Origin of the sequence: Opacimonas viscosa (assembly GCF_024199005.1) — a bacterium.
Lineage (GTDB): Bacteria > Pseudomonadota > Gammaproteobacteria > Enterobacterales > Alteromonadaceae > Opacimonas > Opacimonas viscosa.
Genome location: NZ_JANATA010000001.1, coordinates 268,689 through 287,458, shown reverse-complemented (window position 1 = coordinate 287,458; position 18,770 = coordinate 268,689). Strand labels below are relative to the sequence as shown.

Here is an 18,770-nt window from a genome sequence, read left to right as displayed (position 1 = left end):
CGAGGGTTGTGGCGATTTATGTTACTTTAGAGGGGAAAATCCCTAGAACCCCTCTGTGGCTAGCAGCCCAAATCGACTTTGGTTCTCCCCAATTGATTTGGGCTGCGTTTTTTCTGGTTAACTAAGCCGTTGATTCCCGCTTAATCAATCTTGGAAGGTAATTTCGAACAACATCTGCTTGTTCATTGGCAGCAAAACTCAGAGCCAACTTAGCGGCATTTTGGGCCATCTCTTCAATCGGGTAGTGCAAGGTGGTTAATTTAGGTCTTGAATAGCGAGACAAGATCACATCATCGAAACCGATGACAGAAACGTCCTGCGGAACCTTAAAACCATTGTCCTCTAGCGTTGATATTGCGCCTATTGCCATTGCATCGTTATAGGCAAAAAGTGCCGAAAAGGGCTTGCCCGATGCCAGTAACTTCTGGGTCGCAATTTCTCCGCCTTTTAAACTCGGCTCGTTTTCACTCACCATATCGTTCTCTAGTTTTAGAGCTTGCTCTACCAATGCCAGGCGAAACCCCTCCAAACGAAGTTTGGGGTCATCAATGGAATAGTTGCTGTTGATGCATGCGATTTGTTTGTGGCCCAAAGAGGCAAAGTGTCTTGCCGCTATGCGGCCGCCCTCAAGGTTATCCAACCAAACACAGCGATCGTTTATCGACTCGATAAAGCGGTCAATCAAAATTAAACCCGGAATGCGCTGGGACAATTCAATTAATGTCGTCTCTGCTAACAATTTACTGTGGATGATTATGGCTTCGCAACGCCGCTCTACTAAAAGGTCAATTGCCTGTTTTTCGCTTTCGGCAGACATAGAACTGGTGCTGATCAGCAATTGAACATTGCTGTCTTTGGCAATTTTATCGACTCCACTGGCCAGTGCTGCAAAAAATGGATCAGAGAGGTCGGGGATCACCAAACCAATGGTCGTGCTTTTTTGAGTGACCAAAGCTCGAGCGTTTGCATTGGGGGTATAACCCAATTCGTTCATTACAGAGAGAACCTTGTCTCTCGTTCTTTGTCCAACTTTTGGACCTTTATTGACGACTCTGGACACGGTCGCGATGGAAACCCCGGCAACTCGAGCGACATCTTTTATTGTGGCCATTTGAAAACGTTTACCTAATATCTAAAATACTTCCCTCGTTATAAAGTATGAATATTTAAAGTCAATACATAGGGTTAATATATCTAGAATCGGTTATTTAGGGAAAACGTTTGCATTTAAAAATGTAAACGTTTACCCTTTTCCTTAATGAATCCCTGATTTTTCATCTTTGGAATAATTATGAGCCAGACTTTTGATCCAACAGAACATCCACATCGTCGATATAACCCACTGATAAATGAGTGGATTTTGGTTTCTCCGCACAGGGCAAAACGCCCTTGGCAAGGTCAAGTTGAAACCTTAGACGAAGAAGAAAAGCCAACTTATGATGAAAAATGTTACTTGTGTGCGGGTAATACCCGAATTAATGGTGAAATAAACGAAAAGTACGAAAAGACGTTCGTATTCACCAATGATTTTGCTGCGTTAAAAACAGACACGCCAGATTATCAAGAAGACGATCCCCTGTTTAAGATGCATACCGAACAAGGCGAGAGCCGCGTTATTTGTTTTTCACCTGATCACAGTAAAACACTGCCTCAGTTAACCGTCGATGAAATCACCGAGGTGGTAAAAACTTGGCAGGGCCAATGTGAAGAGCTGGGGCAAACCTATAACTGGGTACAAGTTTTTGAAAACAAAGGCGCGATGATGGGGTGTTCTAACCCGCATCCTCACGGCCAGATTTGGGCGCAACAACACCTACCGACCCTCGTTGAGAAAAAGCACAACTCACAACAAGCCTATTTTGCTAAGCAAGGTTCAAACCTATTGCAAGATTACGCTAAGCGCGAAGTCGAAAACCAAGAGCGGGTTGTGGTTGAAAACGATGATTGGGTTGTTGTCGTGCCATATTGGGCTGGCTGGCCTTTTGAAACGCTATTGCTGCCAAAATTTGCTATTTCGCGCATGACTGAGCTTACAAGCGAGCAGCAAGTCACCCTTGCCGACATTGTTAAGCAAATTACGACTAAATATGACAATCTGTTTAACTCTTCATTCCCTTATTCAATGGGCTGGCACGGTGCGCCGTATGACAACGAAGAGCACCCTGAGTGGACCTTACACGCCAGCTTCTTCCCGCCACTTTTACGCAGTGCAACGGTTCGCAAGTTCATGGTCGGTTACGAAATGATGGCAGAAGCACAACGGGATCTCACCCCGGAGCAAGCTGCAACAAGATTAAAAGAACTGCCGTCAATCCACTATAAGGAGGCCAAATAATGTCTCGCATTGAAAACCTAACTGCCAAATTTGAACAAACTTTTGAATCTGCACCAAAAACTGTGTGTCACGGACCTGGTCGTGTCAATTTAATTGGTGATCACACCGACTACAACGACGGTTTTGTTCTGCCAGCGGCCATCAATTTTGGTACTGACATAGCGGCTAGTCCTAGAGAAGACCGAACTGTTCGAGTTATTGCCTCGGATATCAGCGAGCAGATGGAAACCTTCTCTTTAGATTCGATTGAATTTAATGAACAAGTCATGTGGGTCAACTATGTTGCGGGCACGCTAAATTGTTTGATGTCCCATTACCCGGACCTTAAAGGTGCCGACATGGTGGTGTCGGGCAATGTTCCACAAGGCGCGGGCCTAAGTTCCTCTGCTAGCTTTGAAATTGCTATTTTACGCACATTCGTGGAGCTCCACGGTTTGCCGCTTGATGGTGTCACTGCGGCACTGATAGGCCAAAAAGCCGAAAACGAGTTTGTCGGTTGTAATTGCGGCATCATGGACCAGCTAATATCCGCTATGGGTAAAGAAGGCAACGCTATGTTGCTCGATTGTCGCAGTCTTAGTTTTGAGCACGCTCCGGTTCCTGAAAATGTTTCTGTCGTGATCATCAACTCAAACGTAAAACGCGGTTTAGTCGATAGTGAATACAACACACGTCGCGAGCAGTGTGAAGCGGTCGCAAAATACTTCGACAAACCGGCTCTTCGAGATGTCTCGCTTGCTGAGCTGGAGGCCGACCAAAGCAATATTGACCCCGTTTTATATCGCCGGGCGAGGCATGTTATTACTGAAAACGACAGAACTGTTGCGGCATTAGAAGCGCTAAAAGCCAGTGATTTAAAGACCATGGGAGAACTCATGGTGCAGTCTCATATGTCTTTGAAAGATGATTTTGAAGTGACAACCAGCGAAATGGATTATTTAGTTGAGATCATTGCTAATGTCATTGGCGACAAAGGCGGCGTGAGAATGACAGGCGGTGGCTTTGGAGGTTGCGTCGTGGCGCTTGCTCCAGATGAAATGGTCGATGGAATTAAAGCGACAATTGAAGAGTTGTATCAAGCCAAAACGGGCTTGTTAGCGGACGTTTATGTGTGTGCTGCCAAGGATGGCGCCTTTTTTAAAGCGTAAGGCACCTTTTTTAGATTCTTCAAGTCAGACTAGATTGGTAGGAAAACCAGAATGAAAGTATTGGTAACAGGCGGTGCCGGTTATATTGGCTCCCACACCGTATTGTGTTTATTGCAACAAGATCACCAAGTTGTTGTGTATGACAACTTGTGTAACGCGAGTGTCGAATCGATAACTCGCGTTGAAAAATTAACGGATAAATCTGTTGAATTTGTCGAAGGGGATATCCGTGATAGAGCAGCGCTGACTGAGGTTTTTCACTCTCATCAAGTTGACGCGGTGATCCACTTTGCTGCGCTAAAGGCGGTAGGTGAGTCGTCTCAAATTCCATTGGCTTACTACCAAAACAACGTTCATGGTTCGGCGACGTTATTAGAGGTCATGGCTGAAAATAACGTTCAAAACTTTATCTTTTCATCTTCAGCAACCGTGTATGGTGAGAGTAATGAACCGCCATATAAAGAGACCATGGTTCTTGGTCAACCGGCTAGCCCTTACGGGACATCGAAAGTCATGGTTGAAAACATCATGCAAGATGTTGCCAAAAGTAATGATAAATTTCGCGGTATTTCGCTTCGTTATTTCAATCCTATTGGGGCGCACGAAAGTGGCCAAATTGGCGAGGACCCAAAAGGTATTCCGAATAACCTTCTGCCGTTTGTTGCACAAGTGGCGGTGGGTAAACGCGAAAAATTAAGCGTATTTGGTGATGATTATGCAACCAAAGACGGAAGCTGCGAGAGAGATTATCTCCATGTTATGGACCTTGCTGAAGGGCATGTTGCTGCGCTCAATTGGTTAGCGTCTAAGCCAGAATTTACGGGTGTTGAAGCGTTTAACCTTGGAACTGGCACGGGCATTTCGGTCTTTGAAATAGTGAACAGCTTTGAGCAAGCGACAGAGCAAAAAATTCCATTTGAAGTGGCGCCCAGACGCCAAGGTGATTTACCAGCATTTTGGGCGGATGCCAACAAAGCAAAAGAACAGCTCAATTGGCAAGCAAAACGCAGTTTAACCGACATGATGAAAGATACATGGCGCTGGCAGTCTGGCAATCCTCAAGGGTATGTCAGTCATGACTAGGCTTAAGCGCCACGTACTGAAAAACGCATCGGGAATGGAAGTTGAAATTCTTAATCTCGGTGCCCGAATTGGCCAGATCTGGTGTCCAATCAATGAACAGTTAGTACCCATGTTGGTTGCTTATGACAAGGCAGAAGGATTTGAAACCGATGAGTTTTACCTTGGTGCTACGTGTGGCCGCGTTTGCAATCGTATTGGCGGCGGCACCTTTGAGCTAGCTGGGCAAACCTATTCACTTGATCAAAACGACGGTGACAACACATTGCACGGTGGTACCGGTAATCTGTCCTTTCAGTACTGGGAAATGGATTTGGAAAATGCCACTTCCGAGAAAGTGGTTTTGTCTGCCCAAAGCCACGATATGCAAGGGGGATTTCCGGGGTTGCTCAAACTTCAAGTCGAGTACTGCTTAACTGATGAAAATGGGTTGGAAATACACTTTCGAGCTAACACTAACAAAGCTACGCCAGTTAATTTAACTAACCATGCGTATTTTAGCTTGGGTGAGGCTACGGCCAAATCTCTAGAGATGAACGTTCAAAGTGAGCAGTTTTTGGAGCGGCTCGGCATCGGTGTGCCGACAGGGGAGTTGTTGTCTAGCGAATTAGTTTCTAAAGATCTGAAAACAGGTGTCAATATTGGCGAGTTGATTGAAAATTCTAGCTATCAGCAAATTCAGCAAGAGCAGGGGCTAGATCATTGTTTTGTTCTGCTTGGTGAGACATCTGAAGCTAAAGCGAGTCTCTCGTCTAAAACGACCGGGATAAAAATGGACGTTTTTACCGACCAACCAACCGCTCAGGTTTACACGGGAAAATTCCTCTGTGGCGAATTTGTTCCCTATCAAGGTGTGTGCATTGAGTGTCATGGTTATGTAGATGCGGTAAATCAACCCCACTTTCCAAGTGTGATTTTACAACCTGACGACACCTACGAAAGCTACATTCGTTATCAGTTTTCTGAAACGGCGTCTAACAGATAAGGCGTCGCAGGTAGAGCGCTTCGTCTACTTAATGATTTCTAGAACGGCTTTGAACTCGGGTGCCTGACTGGATTGGAGATATTGGTAGATACAATTTAAGAATACGTTTGTTAACGTGAATGGCATTAGAGAGTTTTTGGGTAAACTTCAACAGGAAATTAGCTTCTAGTTAAAAAATGCACCGTAGGCCATTTGCATATATTTGAACTGAGACAAGCAAAGCTGCGTGAAGGAGGAGAATTTATTACACCTAGGCCAACATAGGATAATCACGTATAGAAATTAATAGGGTAACAGTTTTCCTTTTTCCTTAATTTTGTTACCCTAATTGTTTTAAGCGAATTGGGAAGCTCTATTGTGGTAACTATAAGAGATGTAGCTAAAGTGGCTGGTGTTTCTACCGCAACCGTATCTCGTGTGGTGAATGGTCAAGGAAAGGTTGGTGAGCAGTGTCGTGCGCGTGTGACTAAGGTAATAAAAGAGCTGGGATATGAAGGCGGTAGTAAAAAGTCTAATACTCCGGTAAACAACGCTCCAATTATAGGCCTAGTTACTCCTAAAATATCTATGACTTTTTTTGGGTTATTAGCTGCTGGCGCTGAAGAAGCTGCGAGAGAATTAGGCTGTAACCTAATGATTTGTAACTCTCTATACGAAAAAGAATCCGAATTACAATCAATTAACTCGTTATTAGAGCAAGGCTGCCAATCAATCATCTTGCACAGTGAATACACCGAGGAAAAAGAACTCGAATCATTAGCGAATAAAATTCCTGGTCTAGTCCTAATCAATCGGTTTGTCCCATCAATCTCTGAGCGATGTGTGTGGTTTGATAATATATCGAGTGCGCAAAAAGGGGCTAATTTTCTAATTGAATCAGGACATAAAAAAATCGCAGTAATAAGCAGTATCTATCAGAACGGTGACCCTAATGCCCGGTTGATGGGAACAAAACAAGCGATGTTGTTGAACGGACTGAACTTAGAAAAAGATATGATTTTTGAAGCCGCTGCCAATATTGAAGGTGGGATTGAGGCGACACTAGAACTCATTAATTCCGGGAATTCATTTACAGCGATAATTGCTTACAATGACTTAATGGGAATAGGGGCTATTCACGCACTTAATGAAGCTGGCATCAGAGTGCCGGAAGAAGTTGCGGTGTTAGGCTTTGATGATCTACCAATAGCAAAAGCGTGTTTACCCAAGCTTTCTACCATGGCGTACCCAATAGAAGAAATGGCAAAATATGCTGTCAATTTATCTAAAACACTTCTGGATGACTCGCCAAAACACTCTAAACAAACCCACCTTTTTGTATCCGAATTGGTTAAACGCCAATCGACCTAGCATGATTAAAGCACCGTCGAAATAGAGTTCTAGTTTTTTAGAATCTCATTCTTAGTATTTTTTAGGAAAGGTAAACAAATCTGATTTGTTTACCTTTTTCATTGTTTAAAACTAAGTCTAGAAGAGTCTCTTATTCAGGAATTCTAGAATCCCACTATAAAAATAGCTATTTAAATTAAAGGTTTAGATGCACTTGGTAAACAAAAGGTTAACAAAGGGTAAAATGATCTTGTTATGTTTACCTCTTGCTGGTATAAATATCCATCAGCGTTACCCAGGCAACGTTTGAATATTTAAAAAATAACAACTAATGTTATGCACAACAGGTGATTACGAATGAATACTAAATTTAAATTAGCTGGTTTATCCCTAGCAGTACTACAAGTATTAAATAGTCCGCTTGCTTTGGCTGATGACACGGCCAAAGTCGAAGCAGAAAAAGATATCGAAGTAATTGAAATTAAAGGTTTTGGTTCTACATTAAACCAAGCGCTTAGAAACAAACGTCATTCTGAATCTACCGTTGAGTTCGTTTCAGCTGATGACTTAGGAATCTTGCCTGACGTCACTATTACTGACGCAATAGCGCGTTTGCCTGGTGTTGCAGCTGATCGCGACCGAGGTAATGCGAGCCGCTTATCGATTAGAGGTTTAGGGCCTAGATTAAACGCGGCTACCTTAAATAATCGAGAATTAGTGAGCGCTGAACCTAGTCGCGATGTACGCTACGAACAATTTCCGTCTGAGCTCATTAGCTCAGTTGAAGTGTATAAAACACCAATGGCAAACCAAGTAGAAGGCGGTATTGCTGGATTGGTAAACATGAACTTCGTAAAACCTCTTTCAAAGGACACATCAATTTTCAACGTGGGCGCTAGTGTCATGCATTACGAACTAGCCGACGACCTGCCTAACGCCGATGCACAGGGCAGTAGAGCAAACATTAGTTATGTCACCCAGATAAACGATAGTTTTGGTATTGCTTTGGGATTATCCACTCAAGAACAACCTTCAATTCAAAGAGGCATAGAATCTTGGAACTATAACAACACACCTGCAAATCAGGGGGATGTAGATGGCAATGGCGTAACTGAAGCTAAGCCGTGGGGAGGTCAAATAGACTCAAAAATGGGTAACAATGAACGTTTAGGTGGTCTTGTTATTCTTGAGTGGGAACCAAACGACGAAATTAACATACTTTTTGATACCTTCTATTCCAAATTCGATATCCAAGAGCAAGAAGACCAAATGTACTTTGACAGTTGGGGCGACTGGCAAGGTGGGCAAAATTGGGCTTATAACAATTCTCAAACTAGTCCAATCATAATTTCAAGTGAGTTCGGCGGCGAACAGTTGGTAGAAGGTGCACTTCCTTGGGCGAGCCATTCCATCCACAATGCGATGTGGTTTCAAGAAAATGAATTGTTAAGCACAGGTGTAAAACTTGAATGGCAGCGAAATGACTGGTTGGTTAAAGCCGATCTTGGTTATTCTGAAGCTAGCATTGAATCGGTCTGGGTGGACATCACTTCTAACTACAATGGCGACGCATACGAACTCGGTTGGAGCACACATGACGCCGACCAACTTTCCGTTTGGTTACAAGAAAATCCAGACAATGGATTAACCAACACAAATATCTCCGATCCAGCTTTGTATTCTTTCAGCGCTATGGCTGCTGACCAAGACAGAGAGTTAACCGATGAAATGCTGAACTTTTCTTTAGACGTTGAACGAATGGTTGACTGGGGTCATATTGAGTTGGTCTCATTCGGTGGGCGAATTTCGCAACGCGAAAAAGCAAACGATGAAGTCAGTTGGTCTCGTGATGTAGTCAATGACCTAGCTTATGCTGATAACGCTATAGCTTACGACTTGGGCGATAAAATTGTAGCGCCTTCACTAGTAGGCCTTAACGATTGGCACTCTGTCGCAAACAATGTGTTCGGTGGTTTAGCTGACCGTTCAACGGGGACTCGAAATGACGTGGCGTCGTGGCAAATTGAAGAGGACAACACCGCTCTCTACGCAATGGTTCGTCTAACCGGTGAACTGTTTGGCCTAGAATATAGCGGTAATGCGGGTATTCGTTATGTATCGACAGAGGTTACGTCATCGGGTACTCAAAGAGTGAGCGAAGGATGGCAAACGGACAATGATATTGACTGGTATGAAGTAGTATCACTAAACCCTGTCACTATCGAGCACGATTACAGTGAGCTGTTACCTTCTGTTAACTTGTTGTTTACACTTTCAGAAGACTCTCAGGTTCGTATCGGCGCTGCTCGTACCATGTCTCGTCCACCACTTATTGAGATGCGCACTGGTTTCGATATCGATTCAACGGTTGTGCCGCCCGCGGCAAGTGGTGGTAACCCAACCTTAGACCCGTTTATCGCCAACCAAGTTGATATTAGTTACGAGTATTACTTTGGCGATGACGCGGCTATCGCAATCAATACTTACTATAAAGACCTTGAGACTCATATTGGTCGCACACAAGATACAATTGTAGTAGGTGATGTGGAGATGCCACTGACAGGCCCCGCGAATGGCGATGGGGGAACTATTAAAGGTGCAGAGGTTCTTTATCAACAGTCACTGACGTTCCTGCCTTATCCATTTGATGGCTTGGGGGTCTATGCAAACTACTCTTACGCTGATAGTGATGTCAAAGAGTTTTACCCTGAAAATAATCCGTTTGCGTTAGGTGGTTTATCTGAACATGTTGGTAATTTCACATTGTGGTATTACAAATCGGGTTTTGATGCCCGCGTTTCATACAACTATCGAAGTGAATACACCACAGTAAGTAGTTGGGAGCCAGAAAAAATCGCTTTGGCTGAAGCAGAAGCGACCGTGGACGTAAGCTTTGGTTACGAGTTAACTGAAAACCTGAAGTTGACTTTACAGGCTCAGAACCTAACCAATGAGCCAGCGGTTTCTTATTATGACAACGATACCACTCGCCCAGCTCAATACAATGAATGGGGTCGCCGCTTCCTAATCGGTTTTAACTATTCTCTTTAATTCTTAAGGCCTCCGGTTCTGGAGGCCGCTTTTCCTTTTTCTCAATTTAAAACAAACGAGGTCGATTATGCGTGCCATAGCCTTTTTCGCCATCTCATTATTCACGCTAGCAGCTTGTCAGCAGGACAAGATAAAGGTGCCGTCACAAACAATAGCGGAAAGCGCACCTGCAATTGTTTCTTTGAATCAAGACTGGCAATTTCAACGATCAGAATACTTACAAGACTCCATTGAACCATCGGATTCAAAATGGCAGATAGTACAATTACCTCATACTCCAAAAGTTGAGCCATTGTTGGTAAATGAACAATGGCAAGGCATTGCTTTGTATCGCAAATCGATGGATTTAAGCGCTTATAGCAATAAACAAAACTTGTTTGTAAAGTTTGAGGGCGCAATGAATGTTGCGGAAGTATGGATAAACGATACTTACCTAGGAAAACACCTAGGGGGTTATTTGCCATTTCAGTTTGATATTTCAAACTACGCAGGGCAGTCAAACGTTGAGCTAAAAGTTAAACTTAACAATCTGGATAATTGGGTGACTGGCCCAAAACCAATGCACCTTCTTGATTTTAATACCTACGGTGGTTTGTACCGTGACGTCAACCTCATCGTTGAGGGGCCCGTCTATATTACTGATCCAGTGTATGTAAACGAAGCCGCTTCAGGTGGTATTTTTGTTACGACAGAATCTATTGATAAGAATGAAGCAAAAATCAAGGTTCGTACCCACATCCAAAATAGCTCGCCGACTGAACAACCTATTGAGTTGGTTCAAGAGCTTTGGTTTGACGGTCAACGCGTATCTATAACCAGTAAATCTCTGTCTTTGGATGCTACCAACGCGAAACAGCATGAACAAGAGATAACGGTAAACAATGCACGTCTATGGCACCCTGACCACCCGCATCTATACACATTGAAGACCCAGATACGCCAACAGGATCAGATATTAGATGTTGATTCTACTCGTATTGGTATTCGTCAATTTACTTTTAACGAGAAACATGAGTTATTGATAAATGGTGAAGTGACTTTCTTGCGCGGTGTTAATCGTCACCAAGAATACCCGCATCTTGGTTATGCAACTTCTCCAAATGCGGATTATCGAGATGCGGTAAAAATAAAATCAGCCGGATTTGATTATGTTCGTTTGTCTCATTATCCCCATTCAAAGGCGTTTATGGATGCTGCCGACGAGCTTGGTCTAGTATTGGTAGATGCTATTTTGGGTTGGCAATATTATTCGCCTTTCCCCGAGTTTCAACAGCAGATCTTTCAGACGTGTCGTGATCTTCTTCGCCGTGACCGCAACCACGCTAGCGTATTAGCTTGGGAGTGTTCATTAAATGAATCGTGGATGCCGGAAGACTTCATCTCGGAACTAGATGGTATTGTTGAGGCTGAGTATCCGGGCGCTTTTTCTGCGGGCTGGCAACCAGAGTACGACATCTATCTACAAGCACGACAGCATAGAATGCAGCACTATGAAGAGCCTACTCAGCCATATAACGTCTCTGAATATGGCGATTGGGAATATTACGCGCAAAATGCCGGTTTGAACCAAGACGCTTGGGGCAATCTCAAAGAGGAAGAGCGTACCAGCAGACAATTATTGGGATCTGGCGAAAAACGCTTGTTGCAACAAGCAACAAATGTGCAAGAAGCACACAATGATAACTTGTCGACGCCTGCCTATTCTGATGGTTACTGGGTTATGTTTGATTATAACCGAGGTTATGCAGATGACTTAGAAGCATCTGGCATTTCAAGTATTTATCGTTTGCCTAAATATTCTTATTACTTCTTCCAGTCTCAGCGTTCACCAAAGATCGTTTCCTCGCAATACGAATCTGGGCCGATGGTTTTTATCGCGAGTGACTGGAAAGTAGGATCGAGTAACAAGGTTCGTGTCTTTAGCAATTCACAAAAAGTTGAATTGTATTTGAACGGTCAGCTAGTTGGATCGAACACGCCTACGATTGACAGTATTTCTAAACACTTAGCTCATCCTCCTTTCTATTTCAGCGTCCCTGAGTTCGAAGCTGGTGAGCTTGTTGCAAAAGCGTATATTGACGACAAACTAGTAGCGACTCACAAAGTGGTTACACCTTCTGACTCGAGCCAGGTTAAGCTGCATATTGATACGGCTGGTAAACCAATAGTCGAAAATGATGTTGTGTTTGTACATGCTGAATTGTTAGATATTCAAGGTAACCCAAGTTTAGAAAACGGCGTAGAAGTAAACTTTGTTGTTTCTGGTGGGGCGGAAGTCGTCAACCCTGGTCCGATAGTCACTAAGCGAGGTTTTGCATCGGCATTGATTAAACTTAAACGTGGTTTTACTGGCGGTTCGATTAGGGCCCAAGTTACTGGTAACCCCGCAATGACCGCAGAAATTAAGTTGTAGGAGGCCGTATGCAATTATCTTCATTAGATACAGGTATATTCATATCTTACGCAATAATATTGCTTGCTATTGCACTTTGGATTTCACGTAAAAACGACGACAAAACGCTTAATACGGAAGACTACTTTTTGGCGAGTAAGGCGCTACCTTGGTGGGCAATAGGCGCATCGCTGATTGCGTCTAATATTTCCGCTGAACAGATAATCGGCATGTCTGGTTCTGGCTACGCGCTGGGCTTGGCCATAGCATCTTATGAATGGATGGCTGCGATAACCCTTATTCTGGTGGGTAAATATCTGCTTCCAATATTCTTGGAAAACAAGATCTACACAATGCCTCAGTATTTAGAACGTCGTTTTGACAAAAAGGTTAAAACGGTGTTGGCGATATTTTGGCTGTTGGTTTATGTCTTTGTTAATTTAACGGCCGTTTTGTGGTTAGGTGGACTGACAATTGAAACCGTCGCTGGTATTGATTGGTTGACCGGAATGACCTTACTCGTTTTGTTTTCCATCGCCTACTCCATGTATGGAGGGTTAAAGGCCGTTGCATATACCGATATCTTACAAGTGGTTTTACTCGTATTCGGTGGTTTGATGCTGAGTTATCTGGCATTGGACGCTGTTTCAGGAGGCGAAGGAATGCTCGCAGGTTTTGGAATCCTTACAGAAAGGGTACCTGGGCACTTTGACATGATTTTATCTCCTGATAATCCGAATTACATGAGTTTACCCGGTATATCAGTCTTGATTGGTGGCTTGTGGGTCATGAATTTCAGTTATTGGGGCTTTAACCAATATATAATTCAACGTGCATTGGCAGCTAAAAATATTGGTGAAGCTCAAAAGGGGATTGTGTTTGCTGCATACTTAAAATTACTAATGCCAATTATTGTCGTTCTACCAGGTATTGCTGCTGTTGTTTTATACCCTGAACTGAGTAAGCCTGATGAAGCTTATCCATCTATGATGAACCTGATGCCTGAAGGTTTGAAAGGCCTAGTATTTGCGGCATTAGTGGCCGCAATCGTTTCGAGCTTGGCGTCGATGACAAACAGTATCTCGACTATTTTTACAATGGATCTTTATCGACCAATTGTGAAAGAAAAGTCACAAAGTCACTATGTTTGGGTTGGAAGATTAACGACTGTTGCGGCGATGGCAATCGCGCTAGCAACTGCGCAGCCTTTGCTAGGAAAGTTCGACCAAGCGTTCCAGTACATTCAAGAGTTCACTGGCATGTTTACTCCAGGTATTGTTGTTATTTTCTTACTTGGTATGTTTTGGAAAAGAACGAACTCTTTGGGGGCGCTATCAGCCGCCTTAGGTTCTGCTATCTTATCATTCGCTTTAAAAATAGCGTGGCCGGAATTACCATTTATGGACCGTGTGGGCATTGTGTTTTTGGTTTGTATACTACTTGCCGTGTTAGTTTCATTATTGAGCGAAGCACCAAAGAACGACGAGTCTGTTTCTCTGGCTAATATTTCTTTTGCGACTAAGCGAACTTTCAACATAGCGTCGTGGGTTTGCGTTTCAATATTAGTTTTACTTTACGTAACTTGGTGGTAGGGCGGAGCTTCGATGCACTTTCATAGAATCAAAAAAACGTCAGTTGGAGGCGCTAAAATGGCTTTAAAATTAGGTAGTGCCGCAGTTTGCGTTGTCGCTTCTTTGCTTAGTATGTTTAGCCATGCGGACAATGCGGTAGTCAAAGATGGAGTCGTGTTTGAAGCAGATGGCAAAGAAATGCGACGTTTTGGCGTCAATTACAATACGCCATTTGCTTTTGGCTATCGCTCTCACCAACGACTCGGTGTGGATCACAAAGCGGCAATAGATATGGACGTCGATCACATAGCCCGATTGGGTTTGGACGCCTATCGAGTTCATATTTGGGATCGCGAATTGAGTGACGCAAACGGTAATTTAGTTGATACTCATCATTTAGAGCTGTTCGATTATCTGATGCTAGCTCTAGAAAAGAAGGGCATAAAATCAATTATCACGCCAATGGCTTGGTGGGGAAATGGCTATCCTGAGCCGGATCTTCAAACCGGTGCTTTTGCAGAAAGTTACACAAAATCACAGATGAATGAAGATCCCAAAGCTGTTAAACAAACTATTAATTTTGTTACCCAATTGTTGCTTCACAAAAATCGCTACACAGGCAAGCCTCTAGGGTTTGACGAAAATGTCATTGCATTTGAGTTGTTCAACGAGCCAAAACATAAATCTGATGTGGAAGACAGTAAAGATTATGTAAATAAGTTGATTTCGTCTGCGAGGGCTAAGGGCGTCACTAAACCACTTTTTTACAATATCAGTGAACAAGGCGATTGGAGAGAGTTTGCCGATGCTATCTGTCGTTCTGAAATAGATGGTATTGCTTTTCAGTGGTACCCAACGGGGCTAGTGAAAAACAGTCGTCTCAACACAAATGTGTTGTTTAATGTGGCTAAGTATCACAACCCGTTTTCAAATTTAAAGGCCTGCCAAAACAAAGGCAAAATGATTTATGAGTTTGATGCTGCGGATGTGACTCGCTCTGTGATGTACCCTGCGATGGCACGCAGTCTTCGCGCTGAAGGGTTTCAATGGGCGACACAGTTTGCTTATGATCCGGCGGCAACTGCCCACAGTAACTCTGAATACAACACACATTATTTGAACTTGTTGTACACGCCTTCGAAAGCAATTAGCTTGATGATAGCGGCGGAGGCTTTTCGCCAATTACCAAAAGACTACAAGCAGAGTCGTTACCCTAAGAGTAATGAGTTTGCGGACTTCGCGTTGGACTATCATCGTGATTTAGCCACTTTAAACCAATCTGACCGTCTAATTTATACCAACGATAATGATTTGTTGGCCTCTGATTCAGTGAAGCACATTGCTGGTGTTGGCCAATCCAAATCGATTCAATATGGTGGTTCAGGCGCCTATTTTTTGGATAAAGTTGAGCCTGGCGTATGGCAGTTAGAAGTTTATCCAGATGTAATTAAGGTGTCAGACCCTCATTTACCGGGCAGTTTAAAACGTCAAGTTGGTGCCTTGATTGTGAGTCAGCATGCTATCAAAGTTGACTTGAAAGACTTAGATGATCGATTCTACTTTTTAGGGCTTAACGAAGGTAATAACCTAAAAGGCCAAGCAGTTGGACGACAATTTGTAGTTAAACCAGGAATTTATTTACTAAGCAATAAACCCACAACTGAAGACTTGGTGAGCCAAATTGACTCGAACTACTATTTGCCAAATACGGTAATAAACGAGCGTTCCGAACCTCACGAGCAAGTGAAAATTTGGCATCAAGTACAAGATAGCTATAACGTATCTGATCGTCGCCGCTTTTCGTTTAACATGTCTTCACCGCATGAAATTGAACAAGCAAAAATCTACGTCCGTTACGCAGGAGATCATAATTTCACTCAATTTGATTTGCGTCGTGAAACGCAGAACCGTTATTCTTTCTTACTTCCTGAAAAATGGACAAAGACAGGGCAATTAGAATATCAAGTTGCCGTGAAGACAAATGCTTCGTGGTCGAGTTACCCAGGGGGCGTAGCTGGCAACCCCAGTGAATGGGACTTTGTTAATCCAACGTCACTTTGGAAAACTAAACTAAGGCCGAAACAGACGATTGTTGAGCTGTTTAACCCGGTATCGGATCAAACCACGTTAATCTATCCTAAAAAAGGGCGCGCAAAATGGGAATTCATCGCCGGCGAAAATGGGTTAAATCAAGCTTTAAAGTTAGGGGTTGAAGGACTATCTCAAGACAATAATTGGCTTGCAAGGTCATCGTTTGCTGAAGACAAATCGCTATCTGATAAAAACCTTAAGGGATACAAACACCTTTTAATTAAAATCAAAGCGCACTCAAAGAGGGAATTTGTTAACTTTTCGTTATTAAATGAAGATGGTCTAGCATTTGGCACTACGTTTGAAGTGAGTAATAAGTGGACATATAAGTTCATCGAGTTGAACAAGTTAAAACCCAACTCAACTATGCTAACAAAATCGTACCCAATGTTTTTACCGATTGAACTGGCGCATCAGAATGACTCGCTGGGCGATCTTGAAAAACTTCAAGGCTTCCAAGTTCGTTTTGAGCAAAATGCCTACGCTAAACCTAAGGATAACAAATGGCATGGTATTGAAATTGAACTTATTGCGCTTCGTTAGTAGTTTATAGGATGAACTAACGTATCACCGAGAATGAATGACTTTGAATAATGTCAAATTAGCACTGGGCAGCGGTTTTTTCGCTGCCTTTTTCGTAGCAAATGGCCTCGCGGCTTTAGCAATTCCATATTATCAGATGGTGCTAGCGGTCGATCCTTTTATATTGGGCTGTATTCTCACGTTACCCGTTTTGATTTCCGCGTTTTTTAGTCCTGTTATCGGTAAAAAAATAGATTCTTTTTGCAACAGTATTGAACAACGTGCTGTCTTATTGAGGTATAGCGGCTGGTGCTGTGCATTGGCTTTTTCCGCGATTTGGGTGGTGCCAGAGAAGTGGTCAAACTATCAAATACTCTTGTATTTGTTTTTCTTTTCTACCTTGTTTTTTGTATCCGCAACCGTCCTTAATATCACGATACGGACCATTGCTTTTCTGAGTATCAAACGTAGTTCTGAGACAAATGAGGTGATGGCGTTTACCAACTATTTTGAAAAGTTTGGGTCGTTAATCTATTTTTGGATGTTTCCGATTGCCCAGTCCAGCCTTTTCATGAGTTTAACGAGTGGAATTAAGGTTGTAGGGGTATCAGTTGGCTGTTTGTTAATAGGCGGATTGAGCCACTTATCCAGTATTTGGTCTAAATCCATTCCTCAGTCGAACAGCGTAAAAACAGAAAAGAAACAAGATGTCAGTATCTCTAATCGAATCAAACCACCTCTAAATATTATTCTGGCGATTACTTTTATTCAGTTTGGCGTAATTGGATGTGTTCTATTTTTTGATTTTTATCTAATTGTCTATCACATGTTCTCGGGAGACCTGAATGACGGCGTTTTCTGGAAGGGTGTGCTTTCAACCGCATATGCGGTCGTTGGCCTCATTACTATTCCATTGGCTAGAAATCTGGTGGAAAAGTTTGGTGTCCTTAAAGTTTTGGTTGCTATCTATAGCCTAAATTTACTAAACGGGATTTCAAAGTGGTGGGTTTTCCAACCTGGGATGGAATATTGGCTTTTATTGGATGCCATTTCGGGTGCTTGGGTATGGACAGCGATGGGCGTTTTACTTCCAATATTGTTAGTCCAGTTATCGAAGCGTAATGCCCAAGAACAAGGCGTCAGTCAAGAGGCTGAAATATTTGCCAAACACAATAAGTTCATTTACCTCGGTCTTTTTTGCTCCTTTTTCTTTTCGGGAATGATATTAAGTTATTTGGGATTCGGCTCAGGTCAATCACTTTTTGACCGCGATGCAGCTATTGATACTCTGAGAGTCATGCTTACTTTTGGCAGTGTTTTGGGTAGCGCAGTGGTTTTACTGTTCTTAAAACGGTTAAAGCCTAAATTGGCAAGTTACAAATAGGCTTTTCTTCTATCCCTTTTGCCGCCGTTCGAAAGTGGAACAGCTTTCCGGCATCGGGAAACGCTAATCTTTGCTGATCCGTCATTGGTGCTGTCGCTGTAGTTATATAAACGTCAGTGTAGTCTTCACCGGCAAATGTAATGTTGGTTACATAAGGTGCAGGTACCTCAATCTTTTCAATCATTTTTCCATCTGGACTATAACAATATATTGCGCCGCCACCCCAGCTTGCAATCCAGATATTGCCATTAGAATCGACAGTGAGTCCGTCAGGGAAGCCTTGGTTTTCGGACCATTTTATGAAGACTGATTTATTGAGTTTTAGAGAACCGTTGCGCTTTGTTAGCTTAAAAACGGTTCTTTCGGTTGAGGAAACCGAGTAAATCGTATTACCTGAACAATCAAAAGCAGGACCGTTTGATACGATGTAATTTGAATCAACCGATATGCATTTTGAGTTGGTATCGAACGTCAGCAACTCGCCTTTAGGCGCTTTTTCAGCTTCATCCATAGTGCCAAAAAAAAGTTTGCCTTCCCGATCACACTTAGCGTCATTTAGCCTTATCCCCAAAGCTTGTTTATCATTTTTCCAAATTAACGTTTTAGATTTTAGTGCTAAATCAAACCGGTAGATACCAGAAACACAGCCGACAATTAAATTTTGCTTGGTATCCATATTAACCCAAGAAATTGTCTCGTCAAATGAGTGGGCTGTTACCATTTTAGTTGTCAAATCTAGCTTGAATAATCTAGGCTTTTTTATGTCTACCCAATAAATGGCCATTTCAACTTTACTGAAGAAAAGTCCTTCGCCAAGAAGCGTTTTGGGAGTTTCTAAAGCGACACAAATGTTTGAACCTGTCATGAGAAATGTAGGAGTGC

At 42.8% G+C, this 18,770-nt stretch carries 12 protein-coding genes; 10 read left to right on the top strand and 2 right to left on the bottom strand.

Going from position 1 to position 18,770, the window contains the following annotated elements:
* Positions 1–121: 121 nt before the first annotated feature.
* On the bottom strand, positions 122–1,111 hold the full coding sequence (locus NLF92_RS01265) for a LacI family DNA-binding transcriptional regulator (protein WP_254098041.1): 990 nt from the start codon (positions 1,109–1,111) through the stop codon (positions 122–124).
* 180 nt (positions 1,112–1,291) lie between these two features.
* On the opposite strand from NLF92_RS01265, the gene NLF92_RS01260 reads away from it, so the two are divergent.
* The 10 genes from NLF92_RS01260 (at position 1,292) to NLF92_RS01215 (ending at position 17,888) form a co-directional block, all read left to right on the top strand.
* Positions 1,292–2,335, top strand: coding sequence for a UDP-glucose--hexose-1-phosphate uridylyltransferase (locus NLF92_RS01260; protein WP_254098039.1), 1,044 nt, complete (start codon positions 1,292–1,294; stop codon positions 2,333–2,335).
* Complete coding sequence (galK, locus tag NLF92_RS01255; RefSeq protein ID WP_254098037.1) at positions 2,335–3,483, top strand: galactokinase; 1,149 nt, start codon at positions 2,335–2,337, stop codon at positions 3,481–3,483. Before NLF92_RS01260 ends, galK begins: the two co-directional genes overlap by 1 nt.
* Before the next feature lie 51 nt (positions 3,484–3,534).
* A complete protein-coding gene (galE, locus tag NLF92_RS01250; RefSeq protein ID WP_254098035.1) occupies positions 3,535–4,566 on the top strand; it encodes a UDP-glucose 4-epimerase GalE in 1,032 nt (343 codons plus the stop codon).
* A complete protein-coding gene (locus NLF92_RS01245; RefSeq protein WP_349293212.1) occupies positions 4,550–5,548 on the top strand; it encodes an aldose epimerase family protein in 999 nt (332 codons plus the stop codon). The genes galE and NLF92_RS01245 overlap by 17 nt, the downstream gene beginning before the upstream one ends.
* 357 nt (positions 5,549–5,905) lie before the next feature.
* On the top strand, positions 5,906–6,898 hold the full coding sequence (locus NLF92_RS01240) for a LacI family DNA-binding transcriptional regulator (RefSeq protein ID WP_254098031.1): 993 nt from the start codon (positions 5,906–5,908) through the stop codon (positions 6,896–6,898).
* A 336-nt stretch (positions 6,899–7,234) separates the two neighbouring features.
* Complete coding sequence (locus tag NLF92_RS01235) at positions 7,235–9,928, top strand: TonB-dependent receptor (protein ID WP_254098029.1); 2,694 nt, start codon at positions 7,235–7,237, stop codon at positions 9,926–9,928.
* Positions 9,929–9,995: 67 nt separating this feature from the next.
* Positions 9,996–12,341 (top strand): glycoside hydrolase family 2 protein, encoded by a 2,346-nt coding sequence (locus NLF92_RS01230; protein WP_254098027.1) that lies wholly within the window; start codon positions 9,996–9,998, stop codon positions 12,339–12,341.
* An 8-nt stretch (positions 12,342–12,349) separates the two neighbouring features.
* A complete protein-coding gene (locus tag NLF92_RS01225) occupies positions 12,350–13,912 on the top strand; it encodes a sodium/sugar symporter (RefSeq protein ID WP_254098025.1) in 1,563 nt (520 codons plus the stop codon).
* A 57-nt stretch (positions 13,913–13,969) separates the two neighbouring features.
* The gene (locus NLF92_RS01220) at positions 13,970–16,525 is read left to right on the top strand and encodes a glycoside hydrolase family 5 protein (protein WP_254098023.1); all 2,556 of its coding nucleotides are present in this window, start codon (positions 13,970–13,972) and stop codon (positions 16,523–16,525) included.
* 43 nt (positions 16,526–16,568) lie between these two features.
* The gene (locus NLF92_RS01215; protein WP_254098021.1) at positions 16,569–17,888 is read left to right on the top strand and encodes an MFS transporter; all 1,320 of its coding nucleotides are present in this window, start codon (positions 16,569–16,571) and stop codon (positions 17,886–17,888) included.
* Here the strand turns inward: NLF92_RS01215 and NLF92_RS01210 are convergent.
* Positions 17,866–18,753: an SMP-30/gluconolactonase/LRE family protein gene (locus NLF92_RS01210; protein ID WP_254098019.1), complete on the bottom strand. Its 888-nt coding sequence runs from the start codon at positions 18,751–18,753 to the stop codon at positions 17,866–17,868. The genes NLF92_RS01215 and NLF92_RS01210 overlap by 23 nt on opposite strands.
* Between the last annotated feature and the right edge of the window lie 17 nt (positions 18,754–18,770).

What these genes read in the sequence shown, in the direction of transcription:
- galE (WP_254098035.1), top strand. Translation starts at nt 3,535, where the DNA reads ATGAAAGTATTGGTAACAGGCGGTGCCGGTTATATTGGCTCCCACACC.
- NLF92_RS01225 (WP_254098025.1), top strand. Translation starts at nt 12,350, where the DNA reads ATGCAATTATCTTCATTAGATACAGGTATATTCATATCTTACGCAATA.
- NLF92_RS01245 (WP_349293212.1), top strand. Translation starts at nt 4,550, where the DNA reads ATGTCAGTCATGACTAGGCTTAAGCGCCACGTACTGAAAAACGCATCG.
- NLF92_RS01210 (WP_254098019.1), bottom strand. Translation starts at nt 18,753, where the DNA reads ATGACAGGTTCAAACATTTGTGTCGCTTTAGAAACTCCCAAAACGCTT.
- NLF92_RS01260 (WP_254098039.1), top strand. Translation starts at nt 1,292, where the DNA reads ATGAGCCAGACTTTTGATCCAACAGAACATCCACATCGTCGATATAAC.
- NLF92_RS01220 (WP_254098023.1), top strand. Translation starts at nt 13,970, where the DNA reads ATGGCTTTAAAATTAGGTAGTGCCGCAGTTTGCGTTGTCGCTTCTTTG.
- NLF92_RS01235 (WP_254098029.1), top strand. Translation starts at nt 7,235, where the DNA reads ATGAATACTAAATTTAAATTAGCTGGTTTATCCCTAGCAGTACTACAA.
- NLF92_RS01265 (WP_254098041.1), bottom strand. Translation starts at nt 1,111, where the DNA reads ATGGCCACAATAAAAGATGTCGCTCGAGTTGCCGGGGTTTCCATCGCG.
- galK (WP_254098037.1), top strand. Translation starts at nt 2,335, where the DNA reads ATGTCTCGCATTGAAAACCTAACTGCCAAATTTGAACAAACTTTTGAA.
- NLF92_RS01230 (WP_254098027.1), top strand. Translation starts at nt 9,996, where the DNA reads ATGCGTGCCATAGCCTTTTTCGCCATCTCATTATTCACGCTAGCAGCT.